The following is a 20,855-nucleotide window of genomic DNA, read 5'->3' on the forward strand; positions in this document are numbered from 1 at the left end:
CTAGATTGACACTTGTAAGTTATCTATTAATCTCACTGATCCTAAAAATGCGGCAGCTAAGATCACAAAATGATCATCATCAAGTGTAGCAGGCTTTAATGTATTATTGTTTGCAATGGCGAAGTAATCAGGTTGTAACCCTTGCTTTTGTAGGGTTTCCTTTGCTTGGTCTTCTATTAAGGTAAAGTCAGTATTACCTGCTTTGAGTTTATCTGCTGCTTCTGTGAGCGTGCGATATAGCACCTTTGCGGTATCTCTTTCACTATCACTTAGATAACCATTACGAGAGCTCATAGCGAGCCCTGAAAACTCTCGCTGTGTTGCAATGCCAATTATTTCGATAGGCATTGATAAATCACGCACCATGGTGCGGATCACTTGCAGTTGTTGATAGTCTTTCTCACCAAAACAAGCAAAGTCAGGCTGGACCATATTAAATAGCTTAGTAACCACGGTTGCTACGCCTTTAAAGTGACCCGGCCTCTTGCCACCGCAATAGCCAAGTGAAATATCAGGCACATCTACATAGCTTTGTGCAGCGAGCCCATTTGGATAAATAGACTCAACGGTAGGGGTAAATACCATATCAGTACCCAGTTCAGCTAGGCCGTTTTTATCTTCACTTAGGGTGCGAGGGTAGTTATCTAAATCTTCATTAGCACCAAATTGCATAGGATTAACAAAAATGCTCACTACGACTTTATCGGCGAGTGTTTTTGCTTTTTCGACCAATGAAAAATGGCCTAAATGCAAATTGCCCATAGTTGGTACAAATGCAATGCTTAACCCTTGTTGTCGCCAGGCTTTGATTTGGCTTCTTAGTGATTTAATTTCTGAGGTAGACTGCATTAATTAAACTCATGCTCGGAAGTTGGAAATGCGCCAGATTTAACGTCTGAACAATAATTTTTAACTGCATCAGGCATATTACCGCTTTCAGCTAAGTAATTTTTAGAAAACTTAGGAATATATCCTGCTGATATGCCCACTAAGTCATGCATGACCAGGATCTGTCCATCGGTATCTTTACCTGCACCAATGCCAATGACGGGAATATTGACTTCTTCTGTAATACGCTTAGCCAATGCTGATGGAATACACTCAATAACCAGAAGCTGTGCACCGGCACGTTCTAGGGCTTGGGCATCCGCGACCATTTTATCAGCTTGTTCTTGTTCCCTGCCTTGAATTTTGAATCCACCGAATACATGCACAGATTGTGGTGTAAGACCTAAATGACCACAAACGGGGATCCCTTGCTGGGTGAGTGCTTGAATACTTTCATGAAGCCACTCGCCACCTTCCACTTTTACCATGTTGGCACCAGCACGCATCAACTTTGCTGCATTTTCGCAGCTTTGCTGTGGATTTGCGTAACTCATAAAGGGCATATCAGCAACAACAAATAAGTCTTTGCTACCAGCGCGTACGCAGCGAGTATGGTAGGCAATTTCATCAGTGGTAACCGCTAATGTATCATCGCCGCCTTGCAGTACCATACCCAGTGAATCGCCCACTAAGACAATGTCGATACCATTGTCATGAAATAACTTTGCAAAGCTAGCATCATAGGCTGTTAGTGCCGTAATTTTTTTTTGCTCTAGCTTCATTTTTGCCAAGGTCGATACAGTTATTTTAGGCATGTCATTTCCTTTTCAATACGGAAGTCGTTTTTATTAGTTAAGTGGTATTAGATTATTTAATGCCACATTGTTACTGATGCTTTGCAATGTTCTACCGTCAGGTAGAATGAGCTCTGGTTCTAGCTCTAATAATGGGTAAACCACAAATTCACGCTGGCATAAACCATAGTGAGGAACCACTAATCGTGGTGTATTTATAATATCATTCGCAAATAACAAAATATCTAAATCTAGCGTTCTAGGACCCCAACGTTCACTTTTTCGTTGTCGACCTTGTTCAAGCTCTATTTTTTGTAATGAGTCTAACAAGGCCTCAGGCGCAAGAGAGGTGCTTAACTTAGCTACTGCATTAACATAATCAGGCTGATCTTGTGGACCCATAGGTTTAGATGCATAAAACTTAGACACTGTTATTAGTTGACACTGAGCCAAGTTTCTTAGCGCATCAACCGCATTGTGTAGCTGCGCTATCGGATCATCTAAGTTGGCCCCTAAGCCTATGTAGGCAGTGTTCATGAGTCACTCGGTTTCTTTTTCGGTTTACGGCGAAAACGGCGACGAGGTTTATTTGAGTCACCATGCCCTAACCCTTTGACCATGTCTTTTTGGCCGTTTACATCTTGTTGTAAATACTCGGTCCACCACTGTGCAAGGTCAGCTTGTTCTTGCTCACCACTTTCGACACGTAATAGTAAGAAGTCATAAGCGGCTTTAAAGCGAGGTTGTTGGCTTAAGCGATAAGCTCTTTGTCCTGCGCGCTTATCTAAACGTAGTTGGATATGCCAAATATCACGGGCACCTAACGTAAAGCGTTTTGGCACCGCGACATGCTGCGCATTTTCGCTTAGCACATGGTTCATTGCCTGAGCATATGCATCAAATAGCGGCATATCTTCTTTTTGTAGTTGCTCACTGCGCTTTAATAGCGGGAACCATAATAACGCGGCATAAACGAAGGCCGGTGTTACCTTTTTCTCGGCATTAATTCGCTTATCCGTGTTAGCAAACATTTGCGCTATAAATTTAGTCTCGAAGCCGGTTTCACTGTTTTCAATGATGTCGTCCAGTGCTGGAAATAGCTGCTTGAATAAGCCAAATTCACGCAGTAAATGATAATTCTCTTGGGCTTTTCCGTTTAAGAATAATTTGAGGGTTTCTTCAAATAAACGCGCTGCAGGAATGTGTGACAATAGCTCGGATAGCTCATAAATAGGGTCTTTAGTAGGCTGTGCAATTTCCATATCTAATTTGGTTGCAAACCTCACCGCACGAAGCATACGAACGGGATCTTCACGGTAGCGCGTTTCTGGGTCGCCGATTAATTCTATTTTGCGATTCGCAATTGCGTCCATACCATTGGCAAAATCATGAATGGTAAAATCTTTAATAGAGTAGTAAAGCGCATTAATAGAGAAGTCACGGCGTTCAGCGTCTTCTTCAATCGAACCATAGACGTTATCACGCAGTAGTTGACCGTGTTCACTTGACTGGCTTGTTTGATTTTTATCTGCACTGGCTTCGTGGTGTCCGCGCATCGTCGCGACTTCAATGATTTCTCGGCCAAATACAATGTGGGCTAGGCGGAACCGGCGACCAATTAGACGACAGTTACGAAATAGTTTTTTAATTTGTTCGGGTGTTGCGTTGGTTACAACGTCAAAGTCTTTTGGTTCAACGCCCAGTAGAATGTCGCGAATACATCCACCGACTAAATAGGCGTCATAACCACCGTCTTTTAAGCGATACAGCACCTTAATAGCATTAGGGCTAAAGTGTTTGCGAGATATACTGTGCTCACTACGTGGGATTACTTGAGGTTCAGCACAAGTGACAAGTTCTGATGATGCTTTCTCACCATTGACCAGCTGTCTGCAAAATTTTAATAGCTTAGAAATAATAACCTGTCTCCTAAAAACTCATACCAATGCATGTTTCGACTAAATATCAGACCCAGTGTATTTTAGCTAACTGCTTTATTTATGAGCGGTTAATCAGGGACCTAAAGTACTTGCTGCCAATCGCTTATAGTGTAGGCGATTTTATAAGGCTCGCTATGATATACCAGCCAAGTAAAAAAATTAAGTTACAGGTGATAAATAATCTTAGATTAGGAACATTCGTGGAGTTGGAGCTCACCAACAGACGGGATAGCCTGCAAATTAAAGTGCTCGTGCGCCCAGTTTAAAATATCCTCAGTGCGATTGTGTGCGATCTCTTTTGGTACTGATAGCCCTAGATAATCCAGTGCGCTGCATAAGGCCGGTTGAGGTGTATTTGTGTCAATGGCTGGTGCATGGTTTTGTTTTGATAACTTCAAACCTGGTTCGGTAACAATGACTGGTACGTGTGCATAATGTGGAGCCGGTTTATTAAGTTGTTGGTATAAACCAAGTTGCCGAGCTGTGGGCTCAAGTAAATCAGCACCACGCACAACGTGATTAATATTTTGGGCGATGTCGTCAAGCACAACAACAAGCTGGTAAGCGTGCAACCCATCACGGCGTTTTACAATATAATCTTCATGTGCCAACAACGATGAGATATTGACTTGGCCTTGGATCATATCTATAAATTGCAATACAGGGTGATGTTGCTTTAGACGCAGTGCATTACCTTCAGTGGCGTGTTGTAACGATCTACAATGATTCGAGTATAATCCTCCATTGCGCTTTATTTCTTTGCGGGTGCAAACACAGGGGTAAATCAAATCTTGCTGCTGTAACTCACTGAGTACATCGTTGTAATAGTCATGTCGCAAGCTCTGATAGATAACCTGTTCATCCCAAAACAAGCCAAACGCTTCTAACGTATGTAGAATGTGGCTATCAGCCCCTTTGAGCATTCTGGGGGTATCAATATCTTCCATGCGAACAAGCCATTTTCCATTTTGCTGCTTTGCTGCAAGGTAACTGGCGAGTGCGGCCACTAATGACCCAAAATGAAGCGGTCCAGATGGCGAAGGAGCAAACCGGCCACGATAGCTCCCTTCGGTGGGTAATGCTGGGGTAAGCATAAATGGCAGAGTTTAACCTCTACCGTTTTGTTTTTCTTTAATTTCGGCCAGTGTTTTACAATCAACACATAAATCAGCGGTTGGACGTGCTTCTAAGCGACGGATCCCAATTTCAATACCACAAGACTCACAGAAGCCGAAATCATCGTCTTCGATCAGTTGCAGTGTTTTTTCTATTTTCTTAATGAGTTTACGTTCACGATCTCGTGTACGTAGTTCTAAAGAAAATTCTTCCTCTTGTGCTGCACGGTCTACAGGATCTGGAAAGTTTGCTGCTTCATCTTGCATGTGCGTTTTTGTACGATCTACTTCATTTCGTAGATCTTTACGCCATGCATCTAATATTGCTTTAAAATGCGCACGTTGTGCGTCATTCATGTATTCTTCGCCTGGTTTTTCCTGATATGGTTGTAAACCGGCTTGAGCCAACAACCCTAGTTTCTTTTGGTCTGGCATAGCATTCTCCTAAATCCTTAACACAATACCCCAGCTAACGCCGGCGGCTATAAATAGCAGAATCTCACACCCTTAGCAAATACTTTGTCTCACAAATTAATGCTTGAGTGGGCAAGAATCAGTCATAGAGGTTAAATTCTAATGAGCAGCGATATGGGGGCGGGTTTTTAAAACTCAAGCCATTAATACCGGTACACGGTGTTTTATTTTTATCTCTTCAAGACTGATCATGGTGTTGTATGCGTAAATTTCAACACCCATTTCTTTAGCTTTAACAAGCAGTTTAGCATATTCGTGGTCTATATGTGCAGCAGGCTTAACGGATTCGATGCCTGTGTGCATAACCATGAATAAAAGTACTGCACGATGGCCTTGTAGTTTCATCTGTATTAACTCTCTTAGGTGCTTTTGACCTCTGAGGGTTTGCGTGTCGGGAAAATACCCTTGTTGCTGTTCTAATAATGTGACTGATTTGACTTCGATGTAGCAGTCAGTGCGATTAGGATCGCGTAAAAGTATGTCTATACGACTGTTTTCTGTGCCATATTTCACTTCACTTTGATGTATCTCATAATCTAAAAGTTCGGGTATTTGGTGCATTTTCAATGCTTCAATAGCGACCTTATTCGCATGATTGGTATTGACACAAATTAGGTGATCGAGCGTGTTTTGCGTGAGCTCGAGAGAGTGAGGGTATTTTCGCTTGGTATTTTTACTGGTGGAGTAAAAAGCTTTGAAACCAGGGTCAGCACAGCCTGTCATTTTGCCCGTATTTGCGCAATGCACGGTGAACTCAGCGCCGTCGGCTTCGACTAAATCGACCAAAAATCGTTTATATCGTTTAATTAATTGCGCTTCGTTTAATGCGCTTGAAAATTTCATGGTTTAATCGCAAGTCAGTTGGGTGATACAAAACCCTAGTGTACACTGAGTCTTATAATATAAGCGCAAAGGTTAAGATAAAATGTCTGATAAATTTATTGTTCGTTTAAGTGAACAAGCTGCCGCATCTCATTGGGGCCAAGGTACAGGGCTATCGTTTTCTGAAGATGGCGCGACGATCCATTTACAAGAAAATGAGACTTTAAAAAACATTCAAAAAGCGGCGCGTAGCATCGCACAGCAAGGGATAAAAAGCGTTTCTTTATCAGGAGACACTTGGTGTACTGAATCACAGTGGGCATTTTATCAAGGCTTTGTGAGCCCGAAACAACTGGCCGGTGTTACATTTGTTGAAAATGCTCAGTCAGATTTGACGGAATTAGCTGCTTTACAAACAGCAGCTTCATGGGCGCGCAGTATGATCAATGGTACCGCGGAAGATGTTTACCCAGAAAGCTTAGCGGGAAATGCTGCCGAGTTCATTCAATCACTTGCACCTGAGCATGTCAGCTATCAAATTATCAAAGGTAACGCATTGCTTGAACAGCAATGGATTGGTATTCACGAAGTAGGCCGTGGCAGTGAGCGCCCACCAGTGTTACTTGAGCTAGATTACAACCCGACGGGAGATGCTAATGCACCAGTGAGTGCAGCTCTAGTGGGTAAAGGGATCACATTCGATTCAGGTGGCTACTCAATTAAATCGAGTGAAGGCATGCTGGGTATGAAGTGCGATATGGGTGGCGCGGCAACCGTCACTGCAGGCCTCGCTCTGGCAATTCAGCGCGGTATGAAAAAACGTATTAAGCTTTTCTTATGCTGTGCAGAAAACTTAATTTCTGGCCATGCTTATAAGTTGGGTGACATTTTAACATATAAAAATGGCACGACCGTTGAAATTGTTAATACTGATGCGGAAGGGCGTTTGGTATTAGCTGATGGCTTAATGGCGGCGGGTGAAACGGGCGCTGAGTTAATCATTGATGCGGCAACCTTGACCGGTGCGGCATTAGTGGCCGTTGGCCAAGAATATAACGCGCTGTTTGGCTTAGATAAAGCACTTGTAAACGACGTGCAACAGTTTGCGAGCGATGAATTTGAAGCTGCGTGGCCATTACCGCTTGAGCCTTGGCATAAAAACAACTGCCCATCGCCGTATGCTGATACAGCAAATAGCAGGGCACAAAAAGGTGGCGGCTTTGGTGGCGCATCGAATGCGGCAGGTTTTTTAGCGCGCTTTGTACCAAATGAAGGGCAAGGTTGGGTTCATATTGATTTAGCTGCGGCATTTCAAAATAATGCGGGCAGTCAATGGTCGGCAGGTGCAACAACATTAGGTATGCGTACTATTGCACGTACATTACAAGAAAAAGCCTAATTGAATAAAAGGTTTTAAGTTAAAAAAGCATGCTCTGGCATGCTTTTTTATTGCCAAAATCATGGGACTTTGCGACAGAGTTAAGACAGCAAAGCCGCAGCTAGCCTGACAAAATCAGAAGACGTTAAAATTCCTAACAAGGTATTGTCTCTATTGATCACAGGCATGCACCCATGTCGGTTATCGACAAAAAATTGGGCCACATCACTTAAACTCTGTTCGGGAGTGAGGGTGGTAAAGTCGGTTGCCATGATCTCAGTGACTGTGGTGTGTTTTTCTTTTCTCTCTAATGCATTTGGGCCGTAGTTAGCCAAAATACGCATGATTTCTGCCACCATGACTTTTTGAGTAAGCATACCGCATAGGGCTCCTTGGTGGTCAACGACGGGAATATGGCGAATGCCCTTAGAACGCATTAAGTCATGTGCATCACGTAAAGACTGATCTTGTTTCACACTAAATGGGTTTGGAGTCATTAAATCTGCAACTGTCTGTAACATCTCACTACCTAAATTTCTGCTGGAGTATTTAGTTATAACCGAACTGAGTTTGTTTTGTATAAAAAAATACCGAACACCTGACTGATATCAATAAAAACGTTAAATGATGTCGAGAGGTGTAATTTCGCCTTACTCGAGGCAGAGAGCGTTAATCTCTGGCGGGTACTTGTGTGAAGAGATGACTTTGCTGTTGAGCCAGTTGGATATATTTGTGTTGAACTAGCTCTGAGACGGGAACTAACTCATACCCCTGCTCAATTAACTCCGGTAGCATTTTGTGTAAAAATTTAACCGTTTCTGGGTAAGGGTGCGCAATTGCGATAACCCCATGCTTGTGTTCAGCAAGGGTTTTAAGTGCTGTTAACTGGGCTTCAAGCGCTGCTTGCGTGAGTACATTGTCTAAAAAGACATGCCGCCCGATATTTCTTACGCCAAATAAGTTGGCTGCATGTTGTGCTTGAGTTTGCTCAGTCGTGCGACTATCTAGAAAAAATAAGTCGCGCTTTTTCAAGATCTCCATGGTCCAGACCATCGGGGTGATGTATTGAGTGAGGGCAGAGCCCATATGGTTGTTCACACCTTTAACTTGGGGGAGTGTTGCTAACGCATGCCCTAATGTGGTTTGTAATTGCCATTTGTTCATGTCTAATGTTAGCGCGCCGGGGCCAAGCTCTTTGCTTTCTATTGCTTGCATAGGGACATGCAGGAGTAATTCTTTGTTTTCTTGACTTGCAAGTCGAGCGAATGACTGTGAATAAGGGGTGTGTGGCAAGATCGAAAAAGACAACTGCCCTGGAAGGTTCAGAAGTTCAAGATCACGCTCGTGATTACCAACGTCATCAATAACAATGGCAATTTGTTTTGCATAGCAAGGTGCGAGTGCCAAGCAAAACCAGAGTACTCCCCAAATTAGTGTCCGTAGCACGGTTCCTACTTATCTTTGTTTTTATAAAATAGTTATTATTTTTTGAGTCGCTTTTTCGCTGTTACTATATGTGAATCAAGCTTGGCCAATATTGCGAGATTGGTCGTTTGTTCATCAGTCATTATAACGGATTTGTCTAAATTCGAAAGGTTTTGCGGTGTTATTATCACATCTGGTTTAATGCCCACGCCTTCGATCGATCGCCCTGATGGCGTGAAGTAACGTGCGGTTGTGAGTTTTAACGCAGTCGTCCCATTCCCCAAGGGAATGAGAGATTGAACAGAGCCTTTCCCATAAGATTGTTTACCTATGATCAAGGCGCGTTCATTGTCTTGTAATGCACCCGCCACTATTTCTGCAGCCGATGCGGATTGTTCATTGATCAGCACTACGATGGGCGCGCCATTTAGAATATCACCACTTTGCGCTGTGAAGCGTTGGTTTGCATCGAAGAAGCGGCCTTTAGTGGTCACGATAGTCCCTGCTTGCAAGAAAAGGTCTGAAATTGCCACCGCACTACTGAGTGTCCCTCCTGGGTTGTCTCTGAGGTCGAGCACAAGCCCTGTTAATGGCGAACCATTTTTACTGATCAATTTGTTGATATGCCGAGAAATGTCATGATAGCTATGGTTATTAAAACTGTTTAACTCGATATACCCATTACCGCTTCTCAATAGCTGGCTATTCACGCTTTCCAGATTAATTTCTTGCCTACGTAAGGCTAATGTAAGGTTCGTTTTAGCACGCTCGACGGTAATATTAATCGTTGCAAATTCAGCGTTTCTAAGTAGTTTAGAAACATGAGCGATATCTTTGGTCGTTACATCATCAGTCCCTATTGCGACAAGCTTGTCACCTCCTTCTATGCCGGCTTGTGCGGCAGGTGAGCCTGGTAACGTATTCACAATTACAATGCGGTCATCAACGCGCTCAACTTCGATACCAATCCCGGTATAGCGACCATTTGCAGCACTAAAAATGGCGTCTAACTCGTGCTCTGGTAAGTATTTAGAGTAAGAGTCTAATTGGTCAAATAGGGTGTTAATATTATTCGATTGAATATGACTGAGTGGGATGTCTTCCACATAATAAGTATGTATGTGATAAACAATTTCGTTAATTTGTTCGTTATCAAACTGGGACGTGGCTGCCGCATTGTGAATGTGTAAGGCGAGCCCAAGCAATATCATATAGCAGAACGCCTGCCATTGGTGGGTTACATGTTGAACATGCGCTAAAAATAGGTGTTTCTTTATCATGTGCTGCTCCAATGTCTTGGGCAGCACAGTTAATCAATTAACTTGCTCTGCACCATTTTACTGGGTCGACAGCGCTTCCCTTATGCCGTATTTCAAAGTATAGACCAGAACTAGGCTGACCGCCGCTTTGCCCGACTAATGCGATAGGTTCACCGTCAGAGACTAGATCCCCCACATCTTTTAATAAGGTTTGTGCATGACCATATAGGCTCATAAAGCCTTTTCCATGATCAACGACGATGACCCAGCCAAAACCATTGAGCCAATCTGCATAAACGACCTGACCTTGATCAATACTATTTACTGGTTGCCCAGCAGGGGATTTAATGACAATGCCTTTCCAGTTCATACCGGCATGTTTGCGTTGTCCAAAGCGGTGCTTTATGCGGCCCTTACTAGGAAAGAGCAATTGACCTTTTTGTTGCGCTAGGCCATTGAGGGTAATTTTTTCTGGCACTTCTATCTTGGTTAAATTTTCTAATGTCGCGAGCAGTGTTTTCTCATTTTCTTTTAAATATGAGATTGCTTGTTGTGTTTTGCCAAGTGTTTTATTAAGTGCGGCTAAACTCTCTTTACGTTGCTTTTGCAAAGCGGCTAATGCGTTTTTTCGTGAGGTTTGCTGCGTAAGTAGTTTGGCCAATTTATTTTGTGTTCGCGCCAGTTTGTTTTGATTTTCAGCCAGGTCTGCCACAACCATTTTTAAACGCTCAAGTTGTGAAATTCTCGCTTTGTTGAAGTAATCATAATAACTCAAGGTGCGCTCAAAGGTTGCACTTAATTCTTGGTTGAGCAGCATTTTTGAATAGTCATGAGTACCGGTCATATAGGCACTTTTTAGTTGAGAAGCGAGTAAGCCTTGCAGCTTTTGCTTTTGCTTGTTAAGTCTTTTCGACTCATTGAGCAAGGCATATTGTTGTTGTTGATTTTCATTGATGCTTTGTTGAGTCAGTGACAATGCTTTAGCATTTTTGGCAATATCTAGTTCGTGTGTTTTTACCGTACTTTGTAACGCGGTGATATTTTTTTGCTGCTGTTGGTAAGTTTTTTGGCTTTTTTTTAGCTCTTTTTGTACTTCGGTTAAGTCTTGTTTAGTACGAGACTCATTGGCCGCAACATAGGTTGCGGTCAATGAACATATAAACAAAACACACCTGATCAAGGTGATGTGCATAGTTATTTTATCGTCATAATAGGAGTACCGGTCATTTCTGCTGGTTGCTCCATACCAATTAAATGCAAAATGGTGGGGGCAACGTCACTGAGCGCTTTACCTGAGTGCGGTTGTGCGTCACGGCCAACATAAATAAAGGGAACCGGTTCGCTGGTATGGGCGGTATGCGCTTGTCCTGTTGCCGGATTAGCCATTTGCTCTGCATTACCGTGATCGGCGGTGATCAGTGCTTCACCACCCACCTCTTTAAGCGCAGCAACGACACGGCCAATACAGGCATCTACTGCTTCACAGGCTTGTACAGCTGCGTCAAATACGCCTGAGTGACCAACCATATCACCATTGGGATAATTGCAGATTATCACATCATGTTCACCACTATGAATTGCTGCAACTAAAGTGTCAGTGAGTAGTTCGGAGTTCATCTCAGGTTGCAGGTCATAAGTTGCTACCTGAGGTGAAGGAATAAGTTCTCGTTTTTCACCTTCAAATAGGTCTTCGCGTCCACCGCTGAAAAAGAAAGTAACGTGTGCGTATTTTTCTGTTTCAGAAATTCTCAGTTGAGTTTTATTATGTTTGGCAAGCCACTCACCCAGCACATTGTTGAGTGCTTCAGGTGCAAATGCAGCGGGTGCATCAATGTCTGCGGCGTATTCAGTCATCATCACAAATGCACTTAACTCAGGTGCACGTTTTTTAGTAAAGCCTGTAAACCCGTCATCGACAAATGCCCGTGTCATTTGACGCGCTCTATCAGCTCTGAAGTTCATAAAAATAACGGTATCACCATCGTTAATGGTTGCAGCCGAGGCGTTTTGTGGTTGGATGGCAGATGCAGTGACAAATTCATCGTTCTCATCACGCTCATACGCAGCATTTAATGCATCAATACCTGAGTTATAGTGATGCTGTGCTTGGGCATTAACGATAAGGTCATAGGCTGTTTCGACTCGTTCCCAACGGTTATCTCTGTCCATGGCATAGTAACGGCCTACTACAGATGCTAATCGGCCACATTGTAACGATGCAAACGTGGCCTCAACACGTTCAATAGAAGCTGCAGCACTGCGAGGTGGTGTATCACGTCCGTCTAAAAATGCGTGAAAGTACACGTGTTGTGCACCTCGTTGTGCTGCTAATTTGATAGCAGCGACGATGTGATCTTCATGACTATGCACGCCACCAGGGCTCAATAAGCCCATTAAGTGAACGGCTTTATTTGCCGCGACCGCTTTATCAATATTAGACACAAGTACGGGGTTATGCTCAAATTCACCATCATCAATGGCTTTAGTAATACGGGTAAAGTCTTGGTAAACGATACGTCCAGCGCCTAAATTGACATGACCTACTTCTGAATTACCCATTTGTCCATCAGGTAATCCCACATCTAAACCTGAACCTGAAATAAGTGTATGAGGTTGGGTTTGCCATAGTTCATCTAATACCGGAGTATTTGCGGCTAAAATTGCGTTACTTTCTGTTTCTTCTCTGTAACCCCAACCATCTAAAATCATTAGAACAAGTGGTTTTTTCTGTGCAGTCATTTGAGCTCCTGAAATATGGCACGATGTCTGGGTCTAGCATACCTTGTTTTACATCAATGTTCAGCCCGTGAGCGATGATTTATGCTCACGTTGTGAAGGATTAAATAATAAGTTTACTGATGCTCACCCAGTTTGAGTTTTGATTTGTTTATGGCCGAGTTAATAAAGGGCTATACCCAAGTGATCGCAAAATGTATACTTCGGGGTTATTAAAAATCATACATAATCGCTGCGCTTTGCTGCGAGACTAAAGTTGGAAGGTTCATGGAACAATATATTGAATTTATTGGCAATCATGCTGTATTAAGTATTATTTGGTTGGCGATAGTCGCAATGATAGTAAGCAGCTTTATTAAAAGTAAGTTTTCTGCAATTAGACAAATTAATCCTCAGCAATTAACGCTATTGGTTAATCGTGAAGAAGGTCAGGTTGTTGATATTAGGGCGATTAAAGAGTTTAATGCGGGACAAATTGCCGGCGCAAAGCATTTAAGTGCTGAAAAGGCAAAACAAAGTGAATTTGTTGGCCTTGAAAAACTCAAAAGCAAACCCATTATATTGGTATGTACCACGGGTATGACTGCTTCTGGCATCGCAAATACCATGCATAAAGCTGGATTTGAGCAGGTTTACGTATTAAATGGTGGTATGGGAGCTTGGCAAAATGCAGGCTTGCCGACTACATCAGGAAAATAAAGAGAGAATTCAATGAGCCAGGTTGTTATATACAGTAAAGATTACTGCCCATTTTGTCATCGTGCCAAAGCATTGTTTGATGCAAAAGGTGTCACATATACAGAGTATGATATTGGTGTTCAACCTGAGCTACGTGATGAAATGATTGATAAAGCGAATGGGGCATATACGGTACCGCAAATTTTTATCAATGATAAGCATATTGGTGGCTGTGATGATCTTATGGCCACAGAAGCTCAAGGTAAACTTGATACCTTGCTAACAGCATAATTATACAAACAAAAAATTTAATTTAGGAACACTCATGACTGAACAAAATCAAAACGCAGCGGCAGAGCAACAAGAAGGCGCACAATTTAACATTCAACGTATCTTTACTAAAGATGTATCGTTTGAAACGCCTAATTCTCCAGCTATCTTCCAAAAAGAGTGGACACCTGAAGTTAAGTTAGACATGGACACGCGTTCAAATAAGCTTGATGAAAATGTATATGAAGTTGTTCTTGCACTGACTGTGACAGCAACGATTGGTGAAGAAACGGCATTTTTATGTGAAATTCAACAAGCCGGTATCTTCTCTATTGCAGAATTAGAAGAGCTACAAATGGCTCATATGCTAGGTGCTTATTGCCCTAACATTTTGTTCCCGTATGCGCGTGAAGCTGTAGCTGGTCTTGTTAACCGTGGTACTTTCCCACAGTTAAACCTAGCACCAGTTAACTTTGATGCGTTGTTTTCTCAGTACATGCAACAACGAGCTGCGCAAGCAGAGCAAACTGCTGACGCATAATTGATGACATCAGCACATACAGCTGTAACTGTTTTAGGGGCGGGGTCTTATGGCACCGCCCTTGCTATTTGTTTTGCCCGAAATGGTCACAAAGTAACATTATGGGGTAGAAACCAGCAAGACGTTGAGACGCTAGCAGCTGAGCGCAAGAACCAACGTTACTTACCAGATATTACCTTCCCAGATTCCTTGATATTAGAAGCCGACTTACAAAAGGCGGTTCAAGCCAGTGAGTTAGTGTTGATGGTAGTACCCAGTCACGCGTTTGGTCAAACGCTAGAGCAGATCCAGGGAGACCTTTTACCTAATGCAAGAGTTGCATGGGCAACGAAGGGGTTAGAGCCCGAAACAGGTCGACTACTGCAAGATGTTGCGACACAAAAGCTCGGTGATGACATTCCTTTGGCAGTTCTATCAGGACCAACGTTCGCTAAAGAAATGGCGGCTGGGCTTGTAACGGCTATTTCAGTATCGGCGACACACAGTGAGTTTGCTGCTGAGCTGGCTAAGTTACTGCATTGTGGCCGTTCATTCCGTGTTTACAATAATGACGATTTTATTGGCATTCAATTAGGTGGTGCAGTTAAAAACGTGATTGCGATTGGTGCGGGTATGTCTGACGGGTTTGGATTTGGTGCGAATGCAAGAACGGCTTTGATCACGCGCGGCTTAGCTGAGCTGTGTCGACTAGGCTGCGCATTAGGAGCGCGTTCTGAAACCTTTATGGGGATGGCTGGGTTAGGTGACTTGATCTTAACTTGTACAGATAATCAGTCGAGGAATCGACGATTTGGTATTGCTTTGGGTAAAGGCCTTGCGGTGCAAGAAGCGATGGATAGCATTGGTCAGGTTGTTGAAGGCTATCGGAACACCAAAGAAGTGTACTTGTTAGCTCAACGTTCAGGTATTGAAATGCCCATTACAGAACAAATCTATCAGGTGCTATATCAGCAAAAAGATGTGAAAGAAGCGGCAATGGCATTATTAAGCCGAGAACAAAAAGCGGAGTGATAACATCTCCGCTTTTTTGTATGTAGTCTATAAACCTGTTATAGGGTAGCTATTTAGCGTTAATGAAGTCGAGCTGTCGCCAAGATTCATAAACAAAAACAGCCACCGCGTTTGATAGGTTCATACTACGACTGTCTGGGCGCATAGGAATACGCAAGCGCTGCTCTTCAGGTAGTGAATAAATTATATCATCAGGAAGTCCACGGGTTTCAGGCCCAAATAGCAAGCAATCACCAGCTTGATATTCTGGTTGGTGATGGTATTTAGTGCCTTTTGTTGTACAGGCAAAGATACGTTTAGGTTGTTGCTTTTCTATGTACTCTGCAAAAGATGCGTGGCGTTGAACATCACTAAATTCATGATAATCTAACCCAGCGCGCTTTACGCGTTTATCATCCCACTCAAACCCTAATGGTTCGATTAAATGCAGTGAATAACCGGTGTTGGCACATAAACGGATTATATTACCCGTGTTAGGTGGGATTTCTGGCTGGTATAGTACAATATCTAACATAATAACCTCGAATAATGTAATAGCACTAGTATATCGAAAAGATGACAGCGCGATAACTATTTTAGAAGTGATGTCATATGCCTTTAATTTGCATGTGGTAAGTTACTTGCAGTAGTATCGCCAAGTCGTAACGGCGGAGGATAATGTGAAACGTAGTTATAATTTTTTAGTTCGGTTTGCCAGTGTCTTTACCATGTTGATGGTGAGCCTTATGATAGCGACCAAGTGTTGGGCTTGGTTATCATCGGGTAGCGCTGCAATGCTAGGGTCGTTAACTGACTCTATGTTAGATATTAGCGCGTCTATGATGAGCTTTTTAGTGTTAAGTTATGCGCTGCGTCCGGCGGATGACGATCACCGTTTTGGACATGGAAAAGCTGAAGCGCTTGCCGGGCTTGGTCAAGCCGCCTTTATTGCAGGGTCTGCATGCTTACTAGCTTTTCATGGCATCGAGCGTATATTCAACCCAGTTGAACTGGGGCAATCGCTGTTGGGCGTATGGGTGAGTTTATTTGCTATTGTCTGTACGCTGTTGGTGGTATTTGTACAGCATCAAGTGGTCAAACGCACGCAATCTATTGCAGTCAAAGCCGATGCTCTGCATTATAAAGGCGATATTTTGCTCAATATTGCCGTGTTGATCGCCATTTTACTGTCTTATTATGGTGTTCAATATGCAGACCCGATTTTTGCAATAGGGGTCGCTGGTTACTTACTTTATAACTGCTGGGATATCGCCAAAGAAAGTGCCGATCATTTGATGGATAAAGAATTGCCGGATGATGAAAAAACCGAAATTATATTACTCGCTTCAAGCCATGAAGACGTGTTTGGTGTTCATGAATTACGCACCCGACAAAGTGGTAAAGTGAAGTTCATTCAGTTGCACTTAGAGCTTGATGATAACTTACCTTTGATTAGGGCACACCATGTGGCTGATGAGGTAGTTCAGAGCATTGAAGCTGCTTTTGAAGGGGAGGTGGATGTGCTTATTCATCAAGATCCTGTTTCTTTAGCTGTGAATGCCAACGCATCGTAAAAGTGATACATTTGCGATAAGACAGCATGACGAGTGTCGTCAACCTCGCATAATAGCTCATGGCGTGCACTTGTATAATGGCTAATTGAAATATTGCGATGTAATTTGGCCATGTCTGTTTGTGCCTGATTATTTACAATAAGGTCATTCTCGGCGCTGGCAATATGGATTGGGATGTTAGGCGTGAAAGTGGGCAGTTTAGCAATTGTGTTAAATGTTTCAGATAGCCAATTAAAGCTCACGCCCCCTAAGCGCAATTCAGCTTCGTTTTGGTACAAAGTTCGAAAACGTTGATAGCGTGTTGCGCACTGGGTTAATTTATTGTCCCAAAACTCGGGTGGTTCATAGTCACCTTGACCAAACGCATAGAGTTTAGCAAAGCCAAGCATACTGCCAAGACGTGCTATGATTTTAGCTAACCAATAGGGCACGTCATGTGTTTGAATATCAAACATGGGCGCGCTTAAAAACGCACCACTTACAGCATGTGGGTAGTTGGCGAGGTAATCGTAACTGATAGCTGCGCCCATTGAATGGGCTAACATAAACGTCGTACCGACGGCGTTAGGCTCTACAATATTTTGCATAAAACAGTGTAAATCGTCAGTGTAATCATTAAAACGGTGTACGTGCCCAATATGAGGATTGGTTAATGTACGAGGGGACAGTCCTTGGCCAATATGATCATAACTGAATACGGCAATATTATTTTTTGCAAGCTCCCATAATAACTCTTGATACTTCCACACGGATTCAATACGGCCATTGATAAGTACAATACTGTACTTAGCCGCTTGTGGGACATGATAAGCGTAAAATAGCTTGCCGCTTTTTGCTGAAAAATAGCCTTGTCGGCATGACTGCCAGTGCTGCTCTATCTCTTTTTGGTGCTGTACAAGGTGTTTACTGTGACTATAAAAGTTCATAGTGGGAGCCTGATCTCTACCGCGAGCCCGCTTGGACTGTTGTGCTTAAGTATAAGTTTACCATTATGTGCAGAAACTGCGCGTTTTGTAATCGCTAAACCTAAACCAATTCCGCCGGTACTTCGGTTGCGTGAATCGGATACCCGATAAAATGGCTGACAAAGTCGCATTAATGCGTCATCACTTACACCGTGGCCATCATCACAAACAAAAATACTGACAGATGTATCTGTGTGTTTAAAAGTGACAGACACTTTACTCTGTGCATATTTTATCGCATTACGTATAACGTTCTCGATGGCACTATTGAGCAATGCCGCATCACACTGTAACAGTAAAGTAGGAGGCACATCGTGAATAAATGTACAGTCTTTTTGTTGCGCTTCAAAGAGGGCGTCGCTGAATAAATTTTGAACGAGTGCGTCAAGGCTAATATCTTGAATTTGTAAGGTTTGTTGGTTTTGCTCTAAGCGGGATAAAGTTAAAACATCTGCTAGCATGTTATCTAAACACTTGGCTTCTTTTTCAATACGTATTAAATAATCTTTTTGTGTTTCACCTTGTGTATCTTGTGCCATGGCGTTTGCCAAAGTTAATCGCGTCAAAGGAGATCTTAGTTCGTGAGATACATCCGCTAATAGCTGTTTGTGCGCGTGAACACTATCAGACAAGCGTTCAGCCATAAAGTTAAAGTCATGCATTAATGATGCAATTTCATCTTGGCGTCTTGTCGGGACATTTACACGTGTAGAAAGTTCCCCTTTGGCCAATCGCTTAGCCGCTCGCCCTAGCTCACTCAAAGGTGTGATTAAGCGTCGGCTAAACACAATACTGAGTATTATTGAGGGAAGTAATACGGCGAGTGCTTTGAGCCAAAAAGGCAGCATTTTAATCCGGGTAACAAAAGGCGGATCGCGTAACGGTTTTATTTGGAATAACTGGTATTGCTCGTTATGCAACGTGATAGAAATTGGGCCGTATGCATAATATCTATCAGTGACAATAAACAGCGCAGGCGTTGGAGTGTCAAAGTACAACAGCGAGAGGTCAATATTTTGTTTATTTGGTTTAGAGCTAATACTTTGCTCTATTTTTTGATGGGATAAGTACAGCCATTTATTTTCCGTAAAGCGAGCGTGTTTTAATACCTTGTCAATTGACTTATTTTTAATGTTGACGAGGCGTTCAATATTACGCTGCAGATGTGTCAATGAGCCGAGCATTTTCCCATGTAACTGTTTTGATTCTAGCTGCTCCGGATGTAATTGGCTTAGCAGCAGTAACATTAAAAATATCCCTAAAATAGTCAGCCAGAACCCAAAAAAAGCTTGGTAAAATAGTGAACCAGGTTGGTTAAAGTGGCATAGGGTAAAGCGGGGTCTATTCTGCCAAAAAGACATAGCCACTCCCGCGAATAGTCTGAATGCACTGTATATCACTATATTGCGCTATTTTTTTTCGTAGATTACTGACATGCATATCTATAGAGCGGTCAAATGGCGCCAATCTACGTCCAAGTACATGTTGACTTAGTACATCTTTACTAACGACGTCACCAATTCTCCCCATGAGTTTTTGCAAGATTGAAAACTCGGTGCCAGTGAGTATGAGTACATGCTCATTGACGATGACTTTGCGTGCGGCAACATTTAAGGTGACGTGCGATGATGATAACAATTGCTCATGCTGATCGGTTTGTTTTATAAAATCTACCCTGCGACAAATGGCATGTATTCTGGCAAGCAGCTCTCTATGATTAAAGGGTTTGGGTAAATAGTCATCGGCGCCGAGCTCGAGGCCAAATATTCGGTCAAAATCATCACCTTTTGCGGTAAGCATAATGATAGGGGTTAGGTGTGTGAGGCGTATGCGTTTGAGTACTTCAAATCCATCCAAATGCGGTAACATCACATCCAACAAAATAACGTCATAATGGTGAGAGGTTGCTTGTTCTAACCCAGCTAAACCATCAAAAGCTTGTTCTACCGTGCATCCTTGTGAGGTTAAATAGTCACTTAATAAGTCACTAAGTGCATGGTCATCTTCAATTAAAAGTAATTTGCTCATGAGGTCCAGTACAAGGTCTATTTTCTCTTAGTTTACCGCGCTGAATATTAAATTGCAGATCTTTACACAGCCTTTACATTGCTTTTCGTTGCTTTTCATTACAGCGAATACACTGGATTGGTCGTTTAATTTTTCACTCCAAAGGTCAATAATATGAATATTAAAACTAATTTAACCTCAATTATACTGTGCTCAGGCATGTTATTTACGTCACTGGCACATGCTGGAAACTCACACCACAGTGGTAAGCACTTTTTACTTACCGGCCATGCTGCCGCTAAGTTATCTTTAACTGATAAACAGCAAACAAAAATAGCAGAAATATTGTCTGAAAAACGTTCGCAAATGAAAGCCGCAAAAGCCATGCGATCTGATAATAAACAAGCTTTTAAGAATATTGTTGAATCAGATACTTTTGACGAGCAACAGGCCAAAGAAACCATAACTCAAATGCAAGCGGTAAAAGCGCAAATGTTACTTGCTAAACTGAAAAGCAAGCAGCAAATTTGGCATCTGTTAGATGAGCAGCAGCGTGAAAAGTTGGCACATATTCAGAATAAAAGAAGGCGCCGTAACTAGGGGCTGTTGATCTTTGCTGTTCTCTTTGAGCGTGCTTTTATCACGGTGCTTAATGTGTGGCCTAGTAATCTAAGCGAATATTAAGCAACAAAGAGAAAAGTGCGCTCAAAAGAACCGGTAGGCAGCGCTTGATTGGCTTTTCTACTATGTTATCGGCTGACTCACATGGAATAACCATGCTACGCAGCCTCTGCCTTGTATAAAAGCCAATCAAACTTCTGCAAAAATGAACCTGAAAGATCAACAACCCCTAATACTCCCCTTAGTTAGTTTTCTTTATATCCACAATTATTAGCGTGCATACCTTAAAGGCACGCTTTTGTTCTATTTATGCCTCGCGAATTCACTTGTATACCCTCACCCTTTAAAGTTAAATGCAAATGATATTTAATGTCTTTTTGTTTGGCGTTGTTGTGCCCTTAATTCTTGGGTATAATTCGAGCTGTTTCTATAGTAGAT

23 protein-coding genes are annotated in these 20,855 nt (G+C 42.5%); 7 read left to right on the forward strand and 16 right to left on the reverse strand.

Features of this window, described 5'->3' with window-relative positions:
• From panC to sfsA, 7 genes are all read right to left on the reverse strand, one after another.
• Positions 1-849 (reverse strand): pantoate--beta-alanine ligase, encoded by an 849-nt coding sequence (panC, locus tag BGP78_RS09200; RefSeq protein ID WP_119861122.1) that lies wholly within the window; start codon positions 847-849, stop codon positions 1-3.
• Positions 849-1,643: a 3-methyl-2-oxobutanoate hydroxymethyltransferase gene (gene panB, locus BGP78_RS09205; RefSeq protein WP_119861123.1), complete on the reverse strand. Its 795-nt coding sequence runs from the start codon at positions 1,641-1,643 to the stop codon at positions 849-851. Before panB ends, panC begins: the two co-directional genes overlap by 1 nt.
• 33 nt (positions 1,644-1,676) lie before the next feature.
• Positions 1,677-2,159, reverse strand: a complete 483-nt coding sequence (folK, locus tag BGP78_RS09210) for a 2-amino-4-hydroxy-6-hydroxymethyldihydropteridine diphosphokinase (RefSeq protein WP_119861124.1) — start codon at positions 2,157-2,159, stop codon at positions 1,677-1,679.
• Positions 2,156-3,508 carry a polynucleotide adenylyltransferase PcnB gene (pcnB, locus tag BGP78_RS09215; RefSeq protein ID WP_119861125.1) on the reverse strand — a complete coding sequence of 451 codons (1,353 nt, stop codon included), beginning with the start codon at positions 3,506-3,508 and terminating at the stop codon, positions 2,156-2,158. The genes folK and pcnB overlap by 4 nt, the downstream gene beginning before the upstream one ends.
• Before the next feature lie 242 nt (positions 3,509-3,750).
• The gene (gene gluQRS, locus BGP78_RS09220; RefSeq protein ID WP_119861126.1) at positions 3,751-4,656 is read right to left on the reverse strand and encodes a tRNA glutamyl-Q(34) synthetase GluQRS; all 906 of its coding nucleotides are present in this window, start codon (positions 4,654-4,656) and stop codon (positions 3,751-3,753) included.
• A gap of 12 nt (positions 4,657-4,668) precedes the next feature.
• Positions 4,669-5,112, reverse strand: a complete 444-nt coding sequence (gene dksA, locus BGP78_RS09225; protein ID WP_119861127.1) for an RNA polymerase-binding protein DksA — start codon at positions 5,110-5,112, stop codon at positions 4,669-4,671.
• Between the two features lie 174 nt (positions 5,113-5,286).
• Positions 5,287-5,994 (reverse strand): DNA/RNA nuclease SfsA, encoded by a 708-nt coding sequence (sfsA, locus tag BGP78_RS09230; protein WP_119861128.1) that lies wholly within the window; start codon positions 5,992-5,994, stop codon positions 5,287-5,289.
• 82 nt (positions 5,995-6,076) lie between these two features.
• On the opposite strand from sfsA, the gene pepB reads away from it, so the two are divergent.
• The gene (pepB, locus tag BGP78_RS09235) at positions 6,077-7,372 is read left to right on the forward strand and encodes an aminopeptidase PepB (protein ID WP_119861129.1); all 1,296 of its coding nucleotides are present in this window, start codon (positions 6,077-6,079) and stop codon (positions 7,370-7,372) included.
• 80 nt (positions 7,373-7,452) lie between these two features.
• Here the strand turns inward: pepB and BGP78_RS09240 are convergent, their stop codons facing one another.
• The 5 genes from BGP78_RS09240 to gpmM all read right to left on the reverse strand — a co-directional run bounded on the left by BGP78_RS09240 (position 7,453) and on the right by gpmM (position 12,774).
• Positions 7,453-7,872 (reverse strand): HPP family protein, encoded by a 420-nt coding sequence (locus BGP78_RS09240; RefSeq protein ID WP_119861130.1) that lies wholly within the window; start codon positions 7,870-7,872, stop codon positions 7,453-7,455.
• Between the two features lie 148 nt (positions 7,873-8,020).
• A complete protein-coding gene (locus BGP78_RS09245; RefSeq protein ID WP_259386254.1) occupies positions 8,021-8,797 on the reverse strand; it encodes a divergent polysaccharide deacetylase family protein in 777 nt (258 codons plus the stop codon).
• Positions 8,798-8,832: 35 nt separating this feature from the next.
• The gene (locus BGP78_RS09250; RefSeq protein WP_119861131.1) at positions 8,833-10,056 is read right to left on the reverse strand and encodes a S41 family peptidase; all 1,224 of its coding nucleotides are present in this window, start codon (positions 10,054-10,056) and stop codon (positions 8,833-8,835) included.
• 37 nt (positions 10,057-10,093) lie between these two features.
• On the reverse strand, positions 10,094-11,227 hold the full coding sequence (locus BGP78_RS09255) for a murein hydrolase activator EnvC (RefSeq protein ID WP_182912256.1): 1,134 nt from the start codon (positions 11,225-11,227) through the stop codon (positions 10,094-10,096).
• A gap of 2 nt (positions 11,228-11,229) precedes the next feature.
• A complete protein-coding gene (gpmM, locus tag BGP78_RS09260) occupies positions 11,230-12,774 on the reverse strand; it encodes a 2,3-bisphosphoglycerate-independent phosphoglycerate mutase (RefSeq protein ID WP_119861132.1) in 1,545 nt (514 codons plus the stop codon).
• A gap of 264 nt (positions 12,775-13,038) precedes the next feature.
• Between gpmM and BGP78_RS09265 the strand changes: the two genes are divergently transcribed.
• From BGP78_RS09265 to gpsA, 4 genes are read left to right on the forward strand one after another with little or no spacing between them, the layout of a single operon-like run.
• Complete coding sequence (locus BGP78_RS09265) at positions 13,039-13,470, forward strand: rhodanese-like domain-containing protein (protein WP_119861133.1); 432 nt, start codon at positions 13,039-13,041, stop codon at positions 13,468-13,470.
• Between the two features lie 12 nt (positions 13,471-13,482).
• Positions 13,483-13,740, forward strand: a complete 258-nt coding sequence (gene grxC / locus BGP78_RS09270) for a glutaredoxin 3 (RefSeq protein ID WP_010362429.1) — start codon at positions 13,483-13,485, stop codon at positions 13,738-13,740.
• A 34-nt stretch (positions 13,741-13,774) separates the two neighbouring features.
• On the forward strand, positions 13,775-14,260 hold the full coding sequence (gene secB / locus BGP78_RS09275) for a protein-export chaperone SecB (protein ID WP_119861134.1): 486 nt from the start codon (positions 13,775-13,777) through the stop codon (positions 14,258-14,260).
• Positions 14,261-14,263: 3 nt separating this feature from the next.
• Positions 14,264-15,271, forward strand: a complete 1,008-nt coding sequence (gene gpsA, locus BGP78_RS09280; protein ID WP_119861135.1) for an NAD(P)H-dependent glycerol-3-phosphate dehydrogenase — start codon at positions 14,264-14,266, stop codon at positions 15,269-15,271.
• 49 nt (positions 15,272-15,320) lie between these two features.
• On the opposite strand, the gene trmL is transcribed toward gpsA, so the two are convergent.
• A complete protein-coding gene (gene trmL, locus BGP78_RS09285) occupies positions 15,321-15,785 on the reverse strand; it encodes a tRNA (uridine(34)/cytosine(34)/5-carboxymethylaminomethyluridine(34)-2'-O)-methyltransferase TrmL (protein ID WP_119861136.1) in 465 nt (154 codons plus the stop codon).
• A gap of 193 nt (positions 15,786-15,978) precedes the next feature.
• On the opposite strand from trmL, the gene BGP78_RS09290 reads away from it, so the two are divergent.
• Positions 15,979-16,824: a cation diffusion facilitator family transporter gene (locus BGP78_RS09290; RefSeq protein WP_119861268.1), complete on the forward strand. Its 846-nt coding sequence runs from the start codon at positions 15,979-15,981 to the stop codon at positions 16,822-16,824.
• On the opposite strand, the gene BGP78_RS09295 is transcribed toward BGP78_RS09290, so the two are convergent.
• From BGP78_RS09295 to BGP78_RS09305, 3 genes are read right to left on the reverse strand one after another with little or no spacing between them, the layout of a single operon-like run.
• The gene (locus tag BGP78_RS09295; protein WP_119861137.1) at positions 16,782-17,750 is read right to left on the reverse strand and encodes an alpha/beta fold hydrolase; all 969 of its coding nucleotides are present in this window, start codon (positions 17,748-17,750) and stop codon (positions 16,782-16,784) included. The genes BGP78_RS09290 and BGP78_RS09295 overlap by 43 nt on opposite strands.
• On the reverse strand, positions 17,747-19,150 hold the full coding sequence (locus BGP78_RS09300; RefSeq protein WP_119861138.1) for an ATP-binding protein: 1,404 nt from the start codon (positions 19,148-19,150) through the stop codon (positions 17,747-17,749). Before BGP78_RS09300 ends, BGP78_RS09295 begins: the two co-directional genes overlap by 4 nt.
• A complete protein-coding gene (locus BGP78_RS09305; RefSeq protein WP_119861139.1) occupies positions 19,131-19,817 on the reverse strand; it encodes a response regulator transcription factor in 687 nt (228 codons plus the stop codon). Before BGP78_RS09305 ends, BGP78_RS09300 begins: the two co-directional genes overlap by 20 nt.
• Positions 19,818-19,970: 153 nt before the next feature.
• Here BGP78_RS09305 and BGP78_RS09310 point away from each other — a divergent pair, with 153 nt between their 5' ends.
• Positions 19,971-20,396 carry a Spy/CpxP family protein refolding chaperone gene (locus tag BGP78_RS09310; protein ID WP_119861140.1) on the forward strand — a complete coding sequence of 142 codons (426 nt, stop codon included), beginning with the start codon at positions 19,971-19,973 and terminating at the stop codon, positions 20,394-20,396.
• The last annotated feature ends 459 nt before the right edge of the window (positions 20,397-20,855 follow it).

Source organism: Pseudoalteromonas sp. MSK9-3, from assembly GCF_003590335.1.
Taxonomy (GTDB): Bacteria; Pseudomonadota; Gammaproteobacteria; order Enterobacterales; family Alteromonadaceae; genus Pseudoalteromonas.